Genomic DNA, 18,416 nt, shown 5'->3' on the forward strand with positions numbered 1-18,416 from the left:
CCTCCGATGATGTCATGAGCTGTTCCAGATCGGCATGTTGTGCGTTGCCTTCTCTGGCGGGATGGCGGCGACGTTGATCATCCCGCCGCCGCAGCATGGGCAGATAACGAGGGAACGGCCCGTCAACTGGAGGTAGCGTAACCGGTAATCCCCACCCAGGCATCGTCACGCTAACTGGCGCGGAACGTCAACCTCGGCAAAGATGACAGGATGAAGAAGCCTCCCAGTCCGCACTACCGCCACCGTTTCCCGGCTGAGCTCATCAGCCACGCGGTGTGGCTCTATCACGTGTTCAGCCTGAGCCTTCGTGACGTTGAGCTGATCTTGGCGGAGCGGGGCGTGGTTGTCTCCTACGAGAGCATTAGGCGGTGGTGTCTCAAATTCGGCGCGAGCTTCGCGAACAATCTGCGCCGCCGCCGGCCGCGGCCTGGGGACAAGTGGCACATGGATGAGGTTTTCATCCGGATCCACGGCGAGCAGCGTTATCTCTGGCGGGCTGTCGACCAGAACGGGGTCGTGCTCGATGTCCTCGTGCAGAGCCGCCGAGATGCCACCGCTGCGAAGCGCTTCTTCAAGCGGCTGCTGAAAGGTTTGGACTATTCTCCGCGCGTCATCATCACGGACAAGTTGAAGAGTTATGGAGTTGCGAAGCGTGAGCTTCTGCCCGATGTCGAGCATCGGCAGAGTCGCTACCTCAACAATCGAGCCGAGAACTCTCATCGGCCGACTCGGCGCCGAGAGCGGCAGATGCAGCGATTCAAGTCGACGCGACAGGCGCAGCACTTTCTCTTCGCCCATGCCTTGATCTACGGACATAGCCGTCCTCGCCGGCATCTGATGACTGCGGACCACTACCGATCTGTGCGTGCTATGGCCTTTAGAGTCTGGGATGAGGAGACCTGCGCCCGAACAGCGGTGTAACAGCAATATTGGGGGCGACAGGCGCACGAGCGTGACCACGCCTAACTAAGTTGACGATGCCATCCAACCCGCGCATGAGAGCTTGTTGAACCGGCGTCTTTGGGCCCTGTCTCCTGCTTTGCGCACCCGCGCTGAAGAAATTCTTACCCGGTTGCTGCCGGCAGGTGAGACACGCCCTCGTCCTTGACAGCGAACATGAGAGCCGGTCTACCGACCGACGCTCGCCTCTAGATCGAGGCAGCCCCAAGACGAAACCCGGAAATGCGGTATCCAACCCGCGCATGAGAGCTTGTTGAACCGGCGTCTTTGGGCCCTGTCTCCTGCTTTGCGCACCCGCGCTGAAGAAATTCTTACCCGGTTGCTGCCGGCAGGTGAGACACGCCCTCGTCCTTGACAGCGAACATGAGAACAGGCTGCTGAAAACCCTTGCGGCGAGGCGAGCGTATCGGATTCTATGGCGTACTTCAGCGGGCAAGACGTGGGTCAAGATGCGTGGAACGGATTACCAGAATGACAAGCTTTTCAGCTACGTCCGCCCGGACAGCCGGGTGCCGGCTGATCATCCGCTGCGGACCATCCGCCGCGTGACGGACACCGCGCTGACTGCGCTGTCCCCCAAGTTCGCGGCACTCTATCCCGCCGTTGGGCGGCCTTCGATCCCGCCCGAGAAGCTGCTGCGCGCCCTGCTGCTGCAAGCCTTCTACACCATACGTTCGGAGCGGCAGTTGATGGAGCAGTTGAACTACAATCTGCTCTTCCGCTGGTTCGTTGGGCTGTCTGTAGACGAGCCGGTATGGGTGCCCACGGTGTTCAGCCATAACCGCGATCGGCTGCTCGCCGGCGACGTTGCCGCTGAGTTTCTCGACGCTGTACTGAACCTGCCCGAGGTGCGGGGGCTTCTGTCGGCGGAACATTTCTCAGTGGATGGCACACTGATCCAGGCATGGGCCTCCATGAAGAGCTTCCGTCGTAAGGATGGCAACGATCAGGACGCCGGACCCGGACGCAACGGCGAGCGGGATTTTCACAACGACAGACGCTCCAACGAGACGCATGCCTCAACCACTGATCCAGATGCGCGGCTGGCCAAGAAGTCCAAGGGCAGCGAGGCGAAACTAGCCTTTACCGGTCATTTGCTGATGGAGAACCGAAACGGCCTGCTGGTCGATGCGCGGCTGACGCACTCCACCGGCACAGCGGAATGTAAGGCGGCGCTTGACATGCTGGGCGATTTGCCAGCCGCCGCGCGCGCGACCGTGGGCGCAGATAAGGCCTACGACACGGCAAGGTTCGTGAGCGCGGCGCGCGATCTCAGAGTGACACCGCACGTGGCGCAGAACATCACGGCGCATCGCGGGTCGACTATCGACGGACGCACCACGCGGCATGATGGCTATCGCCTAAGCCAAACCATCCGCAAACAGATCGAGGAGGCGAATGGCTGGATCAAGGAGGTGGCGGGCTTGGCGCAAACCAAGCACCGCGGGCTGGCCCGGGTGGGTTGGATGTTCACATTGAAGGCGCTGGCTTACAATTTGGTCCGGCTACCAAAGCTGCTGCCAATGGGATGAGTCTGTGCGCACTATGCCTCACGGCCGACTCAGAGGCTTTGGGGCTCCGGCAAAAACGATGAAATCCGCCGTAGACATTCAAAACCGGCACTACAACAGGGGAAAGTCCGCCGTCACGGGCATTCTTCAGCGGCCTGTTAAGAGACTGCCGCGATTGACAACAAGAGCTGGGTCCAAAGTGCCGTCGAAGGCGGCGAGCACGTTGCGCACGGTGGCTCTGCCCATTTCAATCAAACATTCCGCGGTCAAGGCTGCGCAATGTGGACTGAGGACGATTTCCTCGCGTGTTAACAGCGGATCGCTAGCTGGTAATGGCTCACGCAGGAACACATCCAGCCCGGCACCCCGCAGGTGGCCGTTTTCGAGCGACGCGACAAGTGCAGATTCGTCTACGATGCCGCCCCTCGCTGCGTTAAGCAAGATCGCTCCTCTCTTCATCTGCGTCAGGGCCTTTGCATCGATCATATCGCGGGTTCCGTCGTTGAGCGGCACATGCAGTGACACCACGTCGGCAGCCGCCAGCGCGTCCGCCAGGGCGTCGAAGAATTTCACCTCCGGAAAGCGCGTGGGAACGATGAAGGGATCGAAGCCCACGATCGTCATGCCCAACGCTCTCGCGCGCATGGCGAATTCCTGGCCAACGCGTCCGTAGCCGACCAGTAGTAACGTCTTGCCGCGCAGTTCCATCGCTGTGATCCGGCTCCGAATCCCGAAGTCCCCGGCCCGTATCGCGCGGTCGAAGCGGGTGCCATTTCTGGCAACCGCCAGCATCAGGAATAGGGCGTGCTCGGCGACGGACACCGCATTGACGTCGCCAATGATCGTCACCGGGATCTTATGCTCGTTACAGAATGACAGCGGCACGTTGTCGTAGCCCACGCCGTGGCGCGAGATGACCCGCAGTGTCCGCGCTTTTGCCAAGGCGGAGGCCGGCAGCGGCGCGTCCCGAATGGTGATCGCGTCGACATCATTGACGTGAGCAGCTATGTTTTCTGCACTCGTATCAGTCAAAATTTCGTAGTCAATACCGCCGTGCTCGTCAAATAGGCGCAGCGCTTCTTCGCTGATGGCTTGAATCACGAGGACTTTCTTGCGACTTTTCATTGGATGATGACCGGTCCTGGTTCATGTGGCGCGATTGACGGGTGACAATGAGCATGACCGCGGCAAAATCTCGCTGGAGAAGGAAAGTTTGTTCGCCAACACGACCTCGGTCAGTCGATTGCTTCGGACGGGTCTTGCGCCGCGACGAAGCAAGCGCGGCCTGAGCATCGACTATCGCCTTATCCGCGCCGCTCGCTTAGTCAACCGCTGGTAGTTCAGCAAAATTTGGCGCAGGAGCGACGTGATGTCGCCCGATTTGGGCGGCGAACTCAGTGGCCATTTCGAAGACGCCCGCCGCGTGGCCCTCCTGAACAAACTGAACCCCAAACTCGAAGGTCCGCTCGCCGAAGTCGACGCGATCAGATGGCGACGCGGCGCGAGAACCGCGGGGGAGAGCGCGAAGGGAAGACCTTGGCAAAGCGCCGGGTGCTGGTGAATAGCTCGAATTGCGACATTCTGGACGTCGCAGCCGGAGGCATGAGGATCGTCAACCACGAGATACCTTAGCTCGCTGCGGGTTAATTTGTTCATCGCGAGGCTTGTCACTTAGACCTGTCCCTCTCGCGATTCGTCCGCTTTCTGATCCGAATGGTGTTGTCGATCAAGACAACGATGCCCCATCCGAGAAGCAGTGTTATCAAGTCGGAAGACACGATTGCCCACGCGCAAGCGGTCGACAGGCCTTTGAAGAATACGGATGGTCAGTGGGATTAGGGGCATTTCCTAGGCCGGAATAGGCCGGTCCTCACCGGCCTCCCGAAGGTCAGAAGTGATAATTGTCGATGTTGGCCTGCGTGAACACCAGTGGCGGTCCGAGCAGAATCTCGTCTTTAGAGGTGAACTTTAGATTACCCAGGCGACCCGCTGTGACGAACCCCTTCGCCGGATCCAGCGTGCCATCCAACTGCGCCCTAGTGATGTATATCGCAGCATAGCCGATGTCGACTGGGCTCCACAGCACAGCTTGCTTGACGATGCCGCTCTTGATGTATGGACGGATGGAGTTTGGCACGCCGATCCCAGCTATCGTGATCTTGCCCGATAGGCCGAGCTGCTTGACTGCCTCGGCGACGCTGACCTCGGCCACACCGTCGACCGTGAAGACGCCTTTGGTTTCGGGGTGCGAACGCAGGTAGTTAAGTGTGATGTCGGTGCCCTTCTGGATGTCTTGCTCGCCCAACAGTGTCGTTTTTATGACCATGCCGGGATATTTCGCCGCGATAGTGGCCTTGATAGCCTTCATCCACGCCAGCATGTTAGAGGCGGTAAGCGAGCCAGTCACCATCACGAAATCGCCCGAGGTGCCAGCGCCCTTCGCCATGATGTCGACGATAGCGTCTCCGATCGCGGTGTAGGAAGCCTGGTTGAGGAAGACCTCTCGTGCGTCGGGCGTCACATCCGCGTCCCAAGTGTTGACCTTGATGCCCTTGCGCCGTGCGCGCAGCAGCGACGGCGCCAGCGCCGTGGGATCCAGCGCGCATATCGAAATCGCGGAGACGCCGCTGCGCACCAGTCGGTCTACGATATCGACTTGGCCGGCTACATCGGCATCAACTGGTCCGTTGTAATGCACTGTCAGGCCGAGGGCCTTGCCGGCCTCCTGCGCACCATGGTTCGCGGAGACGAAGTAGGGATCGCTGGTGAATTTCGGCACGAAGGCGACGACACCACCTGCGGCCAGCGCCGAGCGACTTAGAAGTGTACTAGCGCCGGCGAACAGGCCTAAGCCGAGCCCCTGCAGCGTCTGCCGCCTGTTCGGACTCCATGGGCCGATTGGTGGCTGGTTAGTATGACGCATTGTCTTCTCCCTGGAATTTTCGGCGTTCCGCCGGTTGAGTGTCTCACAAGTCAGCGTGGCGACTTGCGAAAGAATTCGTTGGCCAGCACGCCCAGGATGAGGAATGCGCCAACCACGACGAGCCCCCAATCGTTACGTACACCGACTGAGGCTAGACCATCTTGCAGATATGCTAATACCAGTACGCCCAGCAGAGTGCCGAGGATACTGCCCGCACCTCCCGTGATACGGGTGCCCCCCAACACGACCATGGCAATCACGGGCAGTTCCAAGCCCATAGAGGCATTGGCACGCGCGGTGGAAAGCCTTGCGGTCTGGATGATTGCTGCCACTGCGACTAGGCCCCCCATCAGACCGTAGATCGCGAGCTTAGTGCGCTCCACCGACACGCCGGAGAAGCGAGTGGCGATCTCATTGGCGCCGACGCTGTAGACGCGGCGTCCGAAGCTAGTGCGCGACAACAGCAGCCACAGCGCGATCGCTGCCACCAGAAGGGCGGGCAGCTGCGTGGGCACCAGCCCGTTCGCGAAGTAGGATTGGCCGATGGTGGTGAACCAAGGTGGAAAGTCCGACACCGCCGCCGCATTGGAGATCGCGTAGGCCGCACCGCGATAGATCGCCATGGTCGCAAGGGTCACGACGAAGGGATGCAGCCCAAGATAGGCAACTGCCGCGCCGTTCAGCAGTCCTCCCGCAATGCCCGCGGCGAGGCCTAGCAGCATGGCAGCGGGTAGCGGCACGCCCGCCTGGAAGCTAAGCCCCATCACTACCGAGACGAACGCCAGCAGCGACGCAACTGATAGATCGATGCCGCCCGAAATGATGACGAAGGTCATGCCGAGCGCGAGGATACCGGTCTCGACGAAGGTGCGCGAGGTGTCGAGGAGGCTGCCGGGGCTCATATAGCCAGGTAGGAGCAGATTGAAGACGATCAGCTCCGCGAGCAGGAGCAAGAAAAGGACCAGCGTGCGGGTGAGCGAAGGTTTGCGGCGCCGGGGCGCCTGCGCAGGGCTCAGCGGCCGTGCGATTGTCGGGCTCATGACGCCCTCCTCAGGGCCCGGAACCGGACGGCATCGATCGAGATCGCGGCCAGGATCAGCGAGCCAAGTACAAGCTGTTCGAATGTGCCCGGCACGCTGTTGAGCGTCAGAGCATTGAGGATCACGCCTACAAGCACGGCGCCGATCACTGGAGCGAAGGTCGAGCCACGGCCGCCCGTAATGCTGGTGCCGCCGAGCACCACAGCGGCAATGGCCTGCAGCTCGAAGCCGGTCGCTGCGGTAGCCTGGATCTCGCCGATCTGGCCTGCGAAGACGGTCCCCGCGAGACCGCAGCCGAGTCCTACCGCTACAAAGCAGCGGAATTTCACGAAGCCCGCACGAAGGCCAACGGCATCGGCAGCACGGCGGTTGCTGCCCACGGCGAAAACATCGCGGCCCCATTCGGTATGGCGATTGGCAATGTCCAATCCAGCGAAGACCAATATCAAGAAGACTATGGGCACCGGCACGCCGAGGACGGTACTAAGGCCGAATAGACGGGCTGCACTAGGCACAAGCAGAATGCCGTTGGCGCCCAGCAGAAGCACCACGCCGCGCAATGCGAGCAGCATCCCGAGAGTCGCGACGATGGACGGCACGCGGCCTACTGTCACGATGGCGCCATTGAGCAAGCCGATACAGGCGCCCACCGCAACCGAAGCCAGCAGCGGCAGAAGCAACCCGGAGGTGACATGCGCCATTGTTGCGAAGGTGAACGCGCAGGCAGCCAGAAGGGAGCCTACTGATACGTCGATTTCGCCGGCGAGGATGACCTGATTGAGTGCGAGGGACACGATGCCCACCACTGAGACTTGGCTGACGATACTTAGCAGGTTGGCGCCGGCCAAAAAGCCTGGCGTGGTGAGGCCCAGTAGGATCGCCATGATCATCAGAAAGGCGAGCGGCGGTGCTTCCGGCCGCTTGATGGCGCGGTCTAGCCACAGAACCTTCAAGTGACCGCTCCGGGATGCAGCGCGACATCCTCTGCGCGCTCGACCAAGATGCCGGCGGCGGCGGCGCCTATCTCAGCGACCGCAAAGTCCGGTCCGTCAAAGCTGCCGGTCAGACGGCCGCGATGCATTACCAGGATCCGGTCGGCCATAGAGAGCAATTCATTCATTTCCGACGACACCACGAGCACGGCTTTTCCGGCCGCCGCCAGATCGTCAATGATACGGTATATTTCGGCCTTAGCGCCGACATCGACACCCCGAGTCGGCTCGTCGAGCAGGATGATGTCAGGTTCCACCACGAGCGCTTTCGCCAGCAGGACCTTCTGTTGGTTACCGCCCGAGAGCGAGCCGACAGGCGCGCCGACTCCGTTGCAGCGTATTGAAAACAGACTGCGGAATCGCTCGGCGATCTGCTTCTCCCGCCGGCGAGAAACGAAACCACCGCGCGATATGCGATCGAGCGCGCTAAACGACATGTTCCAATCTATCGCATATTCGAGCACCAGACCCTGCGAACGGCGTTCCTCCGGCACATAGATGATGCCGTGGCCGATTCCCTGACGGGATGTCGCGATGGAGACCGGTTCTCCAGCGATGAGGATCTGCCCTTCGGTCGCCGGCGCGACGCCAAAGATTGCCTGCGCGACTTCGGACCGGCCGGCCCCGATAAGCCCCGACATGCCGACGATCTCACCGCGACGAACCGTGAAGGAGATGTCGCGAAATGCGCTGCGCCGGCCCAGATTGCGTAATTCAAGCATGGTGTCGCCGGCCGGGTGGCGCGTACGGTGAAACAACTTGCTGAGCGGGCGACCAACCATCATCTGGATCAGAGTCGCCATTTCAAGATCACCGGTGGGACCAGTATGGATGCGCTCGCCGTCTCGCATCACGGTGATGCAATCGGCAATCTGGAAGACCTCGTCGAGACGGTGCGAGATATAGACGATCGCGACGCCGCGACGCTTGAGTTCGCCCAAGATACCAAACAACCGCTGCGCCTCGCGTTCTGTCAGCGCCGCCGTAGGCTCGTCCATGATGACGATGCGCGCGTCGTGCATCAACGCGCGTGCAATCTCCACCATCTGGGCATTGGCCCCCGAGAGCGAACGCACCGACGCATCGACGTCGATTGCAATATCGAGGCGCGCGAAGGCGGCCAGTGCAGCGCGGCGCATCGCGGGCCAGTCAAACATGCCGAGGCGAGTGCGCGGCCTCTTACGTCCCACGAACAGATTCTCAACGATCGACAGATCGGGGAACAGGTCGAGTTCTTGCGGCACCATTGCGATGCCTTCCGCTTCGGCCAACCGCGGAGAAGTCATGCTCACGATGCGGCCGAAGACCTCTACCTGACCCTCATCAGGCAGATGAACCCCGTGCAGCATCTTCATCAGCGTGCTTTTGCCGGCGCCGTTCTCCCCCATCACAGCGTGCACCTCTCCGGTGCGGAACTCGAGATCGACGTGACGGACGGCCCAGACCCCAGCGAAGTTTTTTCCCGCATCGATCAGGCGACATGCGACGACTGCCGGTTCGGCGCGAGCAGTCGCGGGGCAGGAAGTGGGCTCGACGATGTCCTGCATATCCTCCCCTCACATCTCGGTCCCCGTCTCCGCGGGAAGTATCGCGAAGTTATCGGACAATAATGAGATTGTCAAACAATATAATTTGACAATCTTCGCGAATGCTCATATCGCTGGCTTGAGGAGGGGCCGGAATGCCACACCAAAAACTAGGAGACCTCGCAAGTCCTGCCGGACGCGGGGTACGAACAACTTGGCTGCACAGCGCCTCGCCCTTGTCAGCCGAGATGATCGCGCGACTGGGATGGGATTGTCTGGTGGCTGACATGCAGCACAGCATGACCGGCTTCGATGAGATGGTGACGCTGCTGCAGGTCACGACCAATCTCGGCGCCGTCGTTCTGGTGCGTCCACCTGCGCTGGACGTGGCGCTGATCGGACGGCTGCTCGACGCTGGGGCGAGTGGCATCATTTGTCCAATGGTCAGCTCCGTGGCTGAGGCCCAGACGCTGGTCGCCGCCTGCCGCTATCCGCCGCTCGGCTCGCGCAGCTTCGGCCCGGTGCGCGCGCGGCTGTTGTTCGGCGACGACTATGTCAGCAAGGCGAACGGCCAGGTGCTGGCAATCGCAATGATCGAGACGCTGGGCGGGCTGGAAGCGCTGGACGCCATTGTGCGAGTCCCGGGTCTGGACGGCGTCTTCGCAGGCCCCAGCGACATCGCGGCCAGCCTAGGCCGGCCGCCACGTATGGATACTGACGACAGCAAAGTGCTCGACGCGCTGCGCCGCATAGCGCAAAGCGCTGTAGAAGCAAACATCTTGGCCGGACTTGCTTGCGAGACGACTGATTATGCCAAGCGGATGCAAGCGGAGGGCTATCGCCTATTCGTCACTGGTTCTGATTTGCGTCTCATGGCGGCGGCATCGAAGCAGCTCCTAGCCGAATTTGCTGCATGACGAAGGGGCCGAATTCATCGCTATCCGCATCAGGCCAGGAGATCGTTGAAGCACTGCGCGATGACATTGTGTTCGGCCGCCTCAATCCTCGCGAGCGCTTGGTCGAGGCCGATTTGGTGCTGCGCTTTCGCTCTCATCGGGCGGCGGTGCGCGAAGCTTTGCTGGCGCTTGAGCAGGCCGGACTCGTGGATCGGCAGCGCAATAAGGGCGCCTCCGTGCGCGACCTGCAACCCGAGCGTGTCGAGCAGATCTACGCTGTGCGCATGCTGTTGGAGACGGCGGCGGTCGAGGGAATGCCTCTGCCGCTGCGGCCCGAGGCATTAGCCGAGCTTGTAGCGATCCAGCACGACCATGAGAAGGCCGTGGCGCATCGGAATCTCCGGCGCATCTTCGATCACAACAACCGCTTTCACCGACATCTCTACGCCCAACTGGGAAACCCCGTGCTTACTGAGATGATCGACGTCTGCGCCGTGCGCGCGCTGACGGTGCGGTTTCATCCCTATATGGACCCTAGTTTTCTTACCAAGGTCTGCAGCGATCACTGGGCGATGATCGAGGCCTGCCGGCAATGTGATCGCTCGCGTCTCGTCGCCCTCGTGCGCGAACATCTGCCACTGGCGAAAGACCGGTATCTGGAGACTTACAACGCCTCGCTGACCCAAGATCTCGTTTTTGCCAAGCGCGCATGAGGAGCTAGTGGACACCGCAATGGAATCTAAAATATGAGCGAAGTCTTCGATTCCGCCAGGAACATAGAATTCGTTGGGCGCAGCAGCCAAGCCGGGCGCGCCGACGGGATCCAATGTATGATACACAAGGGCCACGCCTTCGTAAGTCACGTGTTCAGCGGCGGGGTCAGCGTCATTGATGTGCGTGATCCGCGCAACCCGGTCCCTGTAAACTTCCTGCCAACCCATAACAGGTCCTGGTCGGTTCATATTCAGACTGCGAACGACCTTTTGCTTGTGGTCGAAGAATTTAATTTTTACTCCGTCTATGTGAAAGAGACTGAGTATTACGGCCACTCGATTGAAGGGGTGCATTCGAGCAAGTTCGGCAAGCGTGGTGAGGACTATACCGCGGGCATGCGGGTCTACGACATCTCTGACCCAGCGCATCCACGCGCCATCGGCTTTATGGAGGTCGAAGGCCTTGGCCTGCACCGCATCTGGTGGGTTGGTGATCGCTATGCATATGCTTCCGCATTGCTCGATGGCTACACGGACCACGTCTTCATTGTGATCGACATGGAGAACCCTGCCAAGCCATGCGAGGTCGGCCGTTGGGCACTGCCTGGTATGTGGGCCGCAGGGGGCGAGACGATGACCATGCCTGGCCGCGTGGCGCTGCATCATGCGGTGATCGAAGGCAGCGTCGCCTATGCCTCTTGGCGCGATGGAGGCCTAACTCTGCTCGACATTTCGGATAAAGTCACCCCGAAGCTAATCTCACACACCAACTGGTCGCCGCCCTTCGCGGGGGGCACCCATAGCGCACTGCCGTTGATTGATCGCGGACTATGTATTGTGGCCGACGAGGCGGTTCTCGACATCGACCAAGAGCCAATGAAATATACCTGGGTTGTCGATATTCGCGCGCCGGCAAACCCGGTGACCATTGCGACATTCCCGACGCCTTGTGACCAGGATTACGTTGCTAAGGGAGGCCATTTCGGGCCGCATAATCTGCACGAGAACAGACCGGGCTGCTTCCAGAGTTCCGAAATTGTTTTTGCGACCTATCAGAATGCTGGAGTCCGAGTGTTCGATATTCGTAATCAATTCCAGCCCCAAGAAATCGGCTTTTTCGTGCCGAGCACACCTGAGCAGTGGCTGGATACCCGACCTAATCGCCATCGCGTCATTCATACCTGCGACGTCAACGTCCAGAAGGACGGGCTCATGTATATCACCGACTACAATGCAGGCCTCTACATCCTACAGTGGAAAGGAGCCTGACAGACCAAATGTAGAATATCGTGTGGGGATGCATCGGAGCGAGCCGACGGCCCAGGGGCAAAAAATAGGAAGGCTCCACGTCGCTGGCCCGCTGCTGCGCTCGTTGAACCGCCCGCTGCAGTCCAACGCGTTCCGCTGGCAGAAGTGCTTATCTTCCCTGGAGTGCATTTAGCCAGAATCTGTGAAAATGCAACGCATCTCTACGGGTTTCGTGGGCTGGGAAATCGGAAGCTTTGGACATCGGTCGCGACCCCGCAGGCGTCCACTTTCCTTGAGTAACTTCGAATACGAACCATGATGTAAGGACCCGGAGTGCGGGTAGACGACAGCAAATTAATGCGGGCGCGCAGCCAAGTGCGGAGAGCAAGCCCTTGACGCTGCAAATGGCTTCCGCATAAAGTCTGTCGACAACCGACCGGCGACCAATGACCGGCGGCGAAACCGAGCGGGGAAATCGTTTTCATGCAAAAGCCCTTCGATGGCTCTTCGGGACAGATCCGCAAGAGCCGATATGGACGCCGGACGGTTCTAAACGCCGCGCTAATCGGCGGTGGCGCTGCTACGCTCCCCGAGCTAGTCCGGGCGGCGTGGGGCGCCAGCGGGGCCGGACCAACCGCATTCGGCAATCCTCGGTGGACCTTCACCTTCGTTTCGCAAGCTGCGACCAATCCTTTCTTCGTACCTACCCGTTACGGACTAGCTGACGCGGCAAAGCTCCTGGGGTGCGATTATCAGTGGCTTGGGACGTCGACGGAATCGGTGGTTCCGGCCATGGTTCAAACCATGAACAGCGCAATAGCCGCCGGCGTTGACGGAATAGCGGTCGCCATGGTTGACGATAATGCGTTCAATGATCCGACCGCACGAGCGCTTGATGCGGGAATACCGGTGATCTCTTTTAACTCAGATGTCACGCCGGCCTCCGCCAATCAAAGGTTGAGCTACGTCGGCCAAAATCAGTACACGCTCGGTGTTGCGATTGGCCAGCAGATACTGAAGTACATTGACTCTGGTCGAATTGCGATCATGATATCGACACCTGGGGCTTTGAGCCTCCAGCCCAGAGTCGACGGCGCCGTTCACGTCATAAAGTCGTCTGGCCGAGATATTAAATACGACATCGTCGCTACAGGCACCACCTTCGCGAACCAGGTGGCTAATGCTAAGGCATATTACCTCGGCCATCCCGAAGTCCGCGGCATGTTCGGTGTTGATCTCGGCTCCGGTGTTGGAGTGGCGGAGGCGATACGAAAGTATGACCTCCGCAAGAAGGGGATCTTTGGCTCGACGACTGACGTTTACTCCATTACTAATCAGGCTATAGCCGACGACGTTTTGCAGTTCACGTTCGATCAGCAACCTTATTTCGAAGGCTTTTATGCCTTCATGCAGCTGTTCTTCATCAAACTTTCGGGTGCAATGGAAGGCGCCGCTCCGATTGGGACGGGTCCGCTTCTGGTGACAAAAGCTAATATCGCCAAATACCTAGACCGCCCATCTCGATTCATCGGCAACACCGCGGCTCAGGAGGTACTGCCCATGGGCAAAACCGTAATTGGTCGTTCTTTCCCACCTCAGCCGGAATGACGCAGAGCGTCGGCATTGCCGTCTCGGTAGTCGTGAAGGTGATCACCCAAAACACTGGAGTGGGCGAAGTGCGTCAACTACCATTCGAGCACCCCTTAGCCCTCGCCCAAGGATAACAGGATCCGTGGCCAAAGACCCTCGGGCCTCTGTGTTGGCATCTCCGCCAACGCTAGGAGCACGGCTTATCAAGAGCCCTCACGCCAAAAGCTTCGGGGAGTTTCTGTTTCGGTATCGAGAAGTCAGTCTTTTGGTCGTCGCTCTTTGCCTCGGTACTTACTTTCAGATCATGACGGGAAAGCTCCTGTCCGGTGCCAACCTACTGAACTTGTCTCAGATCATGGCGCCCATCGCTATGCTGGCTTGCCCAATGGTCTTGCTCATAGCAGGTGGTGAGATTGATCTGTCAGTTGGGCAGACATTTGCACTGGCGCCCTTCCTCGTACATTTTGGGCAACAGGCGGGTATACCGCTTGTGCTCGCCGATATTCTCGCTGTTGTTATAGTGAGCCTGGTGGGCGTCATTAATGGCGTCGTGACGGTCTATATCGGCGTCCCGTCATTCGTGACCACCCTCGGCACCTTCTTCGGTATCAACGGATTGACTCTGATCATATCGAACGCCGAGCCGGTACCCACTCCGGGTACTGGTCTTTACGCCATGGTGTTCGGCCAGAACTGGTCGCTCATCCTCTGGGCAGTGGCGGCCCTGGCAATATTTCACTTTATACTGAAGCATATGAGGTGGGGCTTATATTGCGTGGCAATTGGCGGCAACTACGAGACCTCGAAAGAGGCTGGGATCAAGGTCGAGAGAATAAAAATTGGGAACTTTATATTCCCGGCAGCAGTTGCAGGCTTTGCTGGCATCCTCGATTCCGTCACGGTGAACATTACGGATCCCCTTGCTGGTGGCTCCGCAATAATGTTCTCTGCGATTTCTGCAGTGGTCATAGGGGGAACCGCCCTCGCTGGCGGATTCGGCACGGTCATAGGCGCATTCATAGGCGCTGCTGTGCTGGCCTTGCTCCAGGATGGCCTAAGTTTACAAGGGGTGAACGCGAACGCGTTCTCCCTCATCCTCGGCATCGCCATTCTCTCAGTGATGATCCTGAACGTGACCTTGAGCAGGCAGTTGCTCGGAAGGAAGCGAGCGTGAACGATTTGGTGCCTGACGCAACCCCCCTCCTCAGGGCAGAGGGGATCGTCAAGCAATTTGGCTCGGTCGTCGCGCTTAACGGGCTGTCGATGGAGCTTCGCGCGGGTGAAGTACTCGGGCTTTTGGGCGACAACGGCGCCGGCAAATCAACGCTGTTGAAGATCCTCACTGGTTACATGCAACCTGACGAAGGGACCGTACGGTTGGATGGTGAGGTCGTCCGCTTCCGAGATGTTCAGCATGCGCGGTCGCTCGGCATTGACATTATTTACCAGGACCTCGCACTTGTCGACCAACTGTCGATCGTCCAGAACATATTCCTGAACAGGGAGTCCACGACCAGCGGTCCCATTAAGGTACTTCGACGGCGAGCCATGCGCCGTGAGGCTGAAATCCTTATCAAGCGAGTCGGCGTCAATCTCCCGAGTCTAGATCAGCCTGTGGGCACATTGTCAGGAGGCCAGCGTGCCGCCGTCGCGATTGCACGGGTTGTCCAGACCAACGCACGGGTATTGCTGTTGGACGAGCCGCTTGCCGCCGTCGGAGTGCGTGAAGCGGGGATCGTGATTGACGTTGTGAGGAACCTTCGCGCCGAGGGGGTGTCAGTAATCGTCATTCTTCACAACTACGGCCACGTGATCGATCTGTGCGAGCGGTTCTACATCGTGCGGGGTGGCGAAATAGCGGAGGAGGGCCGCATCGAGGGCCACACCTCGGAGTCGCTGATCGCGGCTGTGCTAGCGACCCGCCTCTGAGCGGCCAAAGTGATTTTTCTAATGGAAGGTTCCTAACCGCCAAACGCGAGACCCCGAAAGCATGAACGAGCCAGACGTTACTGTGGTAGGTCTTCGACTAGTTGGCAGCTAAAGCCGACCGCGATTACGGGCACTGGTTCCCGGCGGGATTATTGCCCACGAGACCACCTACACGAAGCGGCTGAAGGACATCTTCTTCGAGTTTCAAAATAGCTTCTCACCCAACCTGTCTGAGGACTTGCTTGCAACCTCCTCTACAAAGCCCGTGACACGCTTCCCGACCGCGAGAATATGCCGTGTGACCTCTGCCTGCAAACGGTTTGCTTTGCCTGAGCGGATCGCCGCCAAAATGTCGAGATGTTCTTCGTAGGAGAGCTTTGTATGATCGAGATGCGACCCAGCGAAGTGCCAAATTCTAAGAAGATGATCACGCAATCCGACTAGATGCGCTGCAAGAGTCTCGTTTCCATAGCGTTGAACATAGAGGTCGTGGAACTCGAAATCTGCGTCGTTAAACGACTGAATCTTCCCTCGCGTAAGGTCTTTTGCGATAATCTTCAATTTGGCTTCTGCCATTCGCACAAGTCGAGGATTGATTTCCTCCGCCCGACCCGCTGCGAAAGCTTCGAGCGCACATCGAACCTCGTATAGCTCCGATACACCCCGCGGCGTAATATTGGAGACGCGTAGCGCGCGGCCTCCAGACGCCTCCATGAAGGCCTCTTCCTCGAGGCGTCGAAATGCTTCTCTTAAGGGCGATCGACTTATGCCTAGCCTTCGTGAGATGTCGATTTCATTGACCCCCGCACCTGGTGGCAACTCGCACGAGATGATCATCTGCTTAATGCGCACATAGGTCTGTGTGGAAACGGTCACATTGCGCGTAATTTTCGTCCACGCCGGCTCCCTAGGCTTCAGCATACTTGACCCCTTCATGTGCGCGGTCGGCATAGGCTCAGCCACTCTTGGCCTATGATCCCGACTTTAGGCTTTGGAGCTGAGTGATTCTTCCGGTCTGACTGGCGTCCGGTAGTCCGGGTATTTGATCTCGGCAAAGGCAAGGCTATCATTGAACTCCTTTTGACGCGGTGTATCTTGAGTCCTGGGTGGGCGTGCACGCAGGGCAAACACTACGCGCCGGAAACATCGGCGAAAGGGGTCCCCTCAGCGCCGTTTACGAGGGCCAAAAAATAGAGTCGATCAAAGAGGTTCTCTAAAACGCTCCCATTGCTCCTCCGACCAGATTCGCCAGAACGTTCGAGAATTATGCCCGACGATGTGCATCCTGTCGACTGAGGACGCTCCATGCGCGCGCCCATGCTCGTCGACCTGTTGCAATCGAAAGCGGCACTAGGTCAACAGACTCTGTGAGCCACTGGCCTCAGATGGCGACATACATCCTTGGTCTAGTCTAGTGACCTGCAAGCAACAGACAGCGCTATCTTAGCTCGAGCCGTAAGGCAGACGCACGAAGGACATGGTGGGCCCTGGGCTCTGCTGAGGGGGCGAGTTTCCGTCGGTTTCGATACGAATCAGCAAGTTTGAAGGCTTGCTCGCACAAGGCGGCGTCGAATGGTCTTGCGTCGGTTATAGCTTGCAGATACGTTGAACAAAGCGCGAGTTTCGAGAGCGGCTCATCGCAAGGTTCGCCCTGCGGTAAGCGAGGGGAAAGCAATGCAAAAAGAATTCCGCCCATTTCTCTGACCAGTCGTAGCGACCACTATGTCAGCAGACCAGATTGCGGTCACTAAAGATGGGAGTGTTCGATATGAAGGCGATCGTTCTTTCGAACGATAGAAGGCCTGAATTGCGCGACATATTCCATCCCTCTCCGACGGCTGGTCAGGTCGTGCTCGAGGTGGATCATTGCGGGATCTGCGGCAGCGACCTTCATGCTGCCACTTCCAGCATCTACCGCACGGGCGTTGTTATGGGACACGAGTTCTCGGGTAGGATCGTCGAAGCTGCGCACGATGTCGTCGGGTGGAAGGTTGGCGACTATGTGTGCATCAATCCAAATGGCGCGTACTGTGGGCTCTGCTCAAACTGCCGCAAAGGGCAATTCAATCTTTGCCCTCAAATCCTCACTAATTCGATAGGTGCGGCTGAGCCCGGCCGAATGGCCGAGTTCGCCGCAGTCGATGCCCGGACCCTTCACCAGCTGCCCGAGGGGATGAGCGGGGCGCAGGGTAGCTGGGTCGAGCCTACGGCTGTCGCGATGACAGCCGTGAGACGGCATCGTATACGGCGCAGGACCAATTGGCTTGCTGGTTATCGCCGTCTTGCGCAAAGCTGGGGCGGGTTCAATTACGGTTGTGGAACCGAGCGCGCTTCGAAGGGCGACCGCAATGCTTTCGTAGATCTTTCCAACGCAGCTCGAGCGGTCAAGATTCTCCTTAGGCCTCGTTCACCCGAGTCTGAATCTTCGTGGAAGGTCCTCCTTCCCTCCCGAGTGTAATGAAGATCATCTCGAGGCGAATGAAAGCGGCGGCGTACCAGATCAGGCGTTTGAAGCCTCGCTAGCGGGCCCGACGGCTGATCCAATCAATTTTACGCTCGACAATGGGGCGCTTCCAGTGACGACAAGCGACTGCGGCACAGGCCGACATGATGGCTGGCGCTAATCGCACCTTCCCTCCGGATGATAGTGGTCTCTCTGAGGTGTTTTCGGTAGCGTCGGATGCACCTGGTTTCGCTTTCGATTGCGTCGGTTCGCCGGCGATCGTAGACGCCGCAGTAAAACTCTTCTTCGGCCACAAGGACACCTGACAATCGTCGGCCTCGCGCAGACACAGAACAAGTTCACGGCCACGGATCTTATTTTCAAAGAGATCGATATTCGTGGATCCTTTATCTATGCGGAGGAGTTCGAGCAAGCGATCCGCCTGATCGCAAGCGGAGGGGTGGCAGTTGACAAGTTCACGACGGACGTCCGTTCTTTGGACGGGGCGCTCGATGCAATTTGTCTCTCCGCTTCCAGTCCGAGAGTTGACATATGGACCAAACTAGATAACTGTACTTGTCGACAGACGACTGGCTACCGCATTAAAAAAAGGGAGGAACGCCCTTAGCAACGTCAGCGCATGGA

Annotated in this window: 18 protein-coding genes; 11 read left to right on the forward strand and 7 right to left on the reverse strand. The window is 58.9% G+C overall.

The window, feature by feature from the left end:
• Nucleotides 1-210: 210 nt before the first annotated feature.
• Nucleotides 211-921 carry an IS6 family transposase gene (locus GSQ83_RS25510; protein ID WP_158805699.1) on the forward strand — a complete coding sequence of 237 codons (711 nt, stop codon included), beginning with the start codon at nucleotides 211-213 and terminating at the stop codon, nucleotides 919-921.
• 488 nt (nucleotides 922-1,409) lie between these two features.
• Nucleotides 1,410-2,492, forward strand: coding sequence for an IS5 family transposase (locus GSQ83_RS25515; protein WP_158805700.1), 1,083 nt, complete (start codon nucleotides 1,410-1,412; stop codon nucleotides 2,490-2,492).
• 126 nt (nucleotides 2,493-2,618) lie between these two features.
• On the opposite strand, the gene GSQ83_RS25520 is transcribed toward GSQ83_RS25515, so the two are convergent.
• A complete protein-coding gene (locus GSQ83_RS25520) occupies nucleotides 2,619-3,596 on the reverse strand; it encodes a hydroxyacid dehydrogenase (RefSeq protein WP_158805701.1) in 978 nt (325 codons plus the stop codon).
• Nucleotides 3,597-3,840: 244 nt separating this feature from the next.
• On the opposite strand from GSQ83_RS25520, the gene GSQ83_RS25525 reads away from it, so the two are divergent.
• Nucleotides 3,841-4,032: a hypothetical protein gene (locus GSQ83_RS25525; RefSeq protein WP_158805702.1), complete on the forward strand. Its 192-nt coding sequence runs from the start codon at nucleotides 3,841-3,843 to the stop codon at nucleotides 4,030-4,032.
• Between the two features lie 327 nt (nucleotides 4,033-4,359).
• Here the strand turns inward: GSQ83_RS25525 and GSQ83_RS25530 are convergent, their stop codons facing one another.
• From GSQ83_RS25530 to GSQ83_RS25545, 4 genes are read right to left on the reverse strand one after another with little or no spacing between them, the layout of a single operon-like run.
• On the reverse strand, nucleotides 4,360-5,394 hold the full coding sequence (locus GSQ83_RS25530; protein WP_158805703.1) for a substrate-binding domain-containing protein: 1,035 nt from the start codon (nucleotides 5,392-5,394) through the stop codon (nucleotides 4,360-4,362).
• Between the two features lie 50 nt (nucleotides 5,395-5,444).
• Nucleotides 5,445-6,434, reverse strand: a complete 990-nt coding sequence (locus tag GSQ83_RS25535; RefSeq protein WP_158805704.1) for an ABC transporter permease — start codon at nucleotides 6,432-6,434, stop codon at nucleotides 5,445-5,447.
• Complete coding sequence (locus tag GSQ83_RS25540; protein WP_158805705.1) at nucleotides 6,431-7,387, reverse strand: ABC transporter permease; 957 nt, start codon at nucleotides 7,385-7,387, stop codon at nucleotides 6,431-6,433. The genes GSQ83_RS25535 and GSQ83_RS25540 overlap by 4 nt, the downstream gene beginning before the upstream one ends.
• Nucleotides 7,384-8,973, reverse strand: coding sequence for a sugar ABC transporter ATP-binding protein (locus tag GSQ83_RS25545; protein ID WP_158805706.1), 1,590 nt, complete (start codon nucleotides 8,971-8,973; stop codon nucleotides 7,384-7,386). Before GSQ83_RS25545 ends, GSQ83_RS25540 begins: the two co-directional genes overlap by 4 nt.
• Nucleotides 8,974-9,107: 134 nt before the next feature.
• On the opposite strand from GSQ83_RS25545, the gene GSQ83_RS25550 reads away from it, so the two are divergent.
• From GSQ83_RS25550 to GSQ83_RS25575, 6 genes are all read left to right on the forward strand, one after another.
• The gene (locus GSQ83_RS25550; RefSeq protein ID WP_158805707.1) at nucleotides 9,108-9,869 is read left to right on the forward strand and encodes an HpcH/HpaI aldolase/citrate lyase family protein; all 762 of its coding nucleotides are present in this window, start codon (nucleotides 9,108-9,110) and stop codon (nucleotides 9,867-9,869) included.
• Nucleotides 9,866-10,561: a GntR family transcriptional regulator gene (locus tag GSQ83_RS25555; protein WP_158805708.1), complete on the forward strand. Its 696-nt coding sequence runs from the start codon at nucleotides 9,866-9,868 to the stop codon at nucleotides 10,559-10,561. Before GSQ83_RS25550 ends, GSQ83_RS25555 begins: the two co-directional genes overlap by 4 nt.
• Before the next feature lie 33 nt (nucleotides 10,562-10,594).
• Nucleotides 10,595-11,830 carry an LVIVD repeat-containing protein gene (locus tag GSQ83_RS25560; protein ID WP_158805709.1) on the forward strand — a complete coding sequence of 412 codons (1,236 nt, stop codon included), beginning with the start codon at nucleotides 10,595-10,597 and terminating at the stop codon, nucleotides 11,828-11,830.
• A gap of 462 nt (nucleotides 11,831-12,292) precedes the next feature.
• Nucleotides 12,293-13,417, forward strand: coding sequence for a substrate-binding domain-containing protein (locus GSQ83_RS25565; protein WP_158805710.1), 1,125 nt, complete (start codon nucleotides 12,293-12,295; stop codon nucleotides 13,415-13,417).
• A gap of 247 nt (nucleotides 13,418-13,664) precedes the next feature.
• The gene (locus GSQ83_RS25570; RefSeq protein ID WP_256367259.1) at nucleotides 13,665-14,573 is read left to right on the forward strand and encodes an ABC transporter permease; all 909 of its coding nucleotides are present in this window, start codon (nucleotides 13,665-13,667) and stop codon (nucleotides 14,571-14,573) included.
• Nucleotides 14,570-15,328 (forward strand): ATP-binding cassette domain-containing protein, encoded by a 759-nt coding sequence (locus GSQ83_RS25575; protein ID WP_158805711.1) that lies wholly within the window; start codon nucleotides 14,570-14,572, stop codon nucleotides 15,326-15,328. The genes GSQ83_RS25570 and GSQ83_RS25575 overlap by 4 nt, the downstream gene beginning before the upstream one ends.
• Before the next feature lie 204 nt (nucleotides 15,329-15,532).
• Here GSQ83_RS25575 and GSQ83_RS25580 read toward each other — a convergent pair whose 3' ends face one another.
• Nucleotides 15,533-16,249, reverse strand: coding sequence for a GntR family transcriptional regulator (locus GSQ83_RS25580; protein ID WP_158805712.1), 717 nt, complete (start codon nucleotides 16,247-16,249; stop codon nucleotides 15,533-15,535).
• Nucleotides 16,250-17,096: 847 nt separating this feature from the next.
• Here GSQ83_RS25580 and GSQ83_RS31515 point away from each other — a divergent pair.
• Nucleotides 17,097-17,786 carry an alcohol dehydrogenase catalytic domain-containing protein gene (locus tag GSQ83_RS31515; protein ID WP_158805713.1) on the forward strand — a complete coding sequence of 230 codons (690 nt, stop codon included), beginning with the start codon at nucleotides 17,097-17,099 and terminating at the stop codon, nucleotides 17,784-17,786.
• Between the two features lie 61 nt (nucleotides 17,787-17,847).
• Here the strand turns inward: GSQ83_RS31515 and GSQ83_RS30740 are convergent, their stop codons facing one another.
• On the reverse strand, nucleotides 17,848-18,204 hold the full coding sequence (locus GSQ83_RS30740) for a hypothetical protein (RefSeq protein ID WP_254065908.1): 357 nt from the start codon (nucleotides 18,202-18,204) through the stop codon (nucleotides 17,848-17,850).
• On the opposite strand from GSQ83_RS30740, the gene GSQ83_RS31520 reads away from it, so the two are divergent.
• Nucleotides 18,100-18,399: a hypothetical protein gene (locus tag GSQ83_RS31520; protein WP_371418081.1), complete on the forward strand. Its 300-nt coding sequence runs from the start codon at nucleotides 18,100-18,102 to the stop codon at nucleotides 18,397-18,399. The genes GSQ83_RS30740 and GSQ83_RS31520 overlap by 105 nt on opposite strands.
• The last annotated feature ends 17 nt before the right edge of the window (nucleotides 18,400-18,416 follow it).

The sequence above is a fragment of the Acidisoma sp. L85 genome, assembly GCF_009765865.1.
Classification (GTDB): Bacteria; Pseudomonadota; Alphaproteobacteria; order Acetobacterales; family Acetobacteraceae; genus Acidisoma.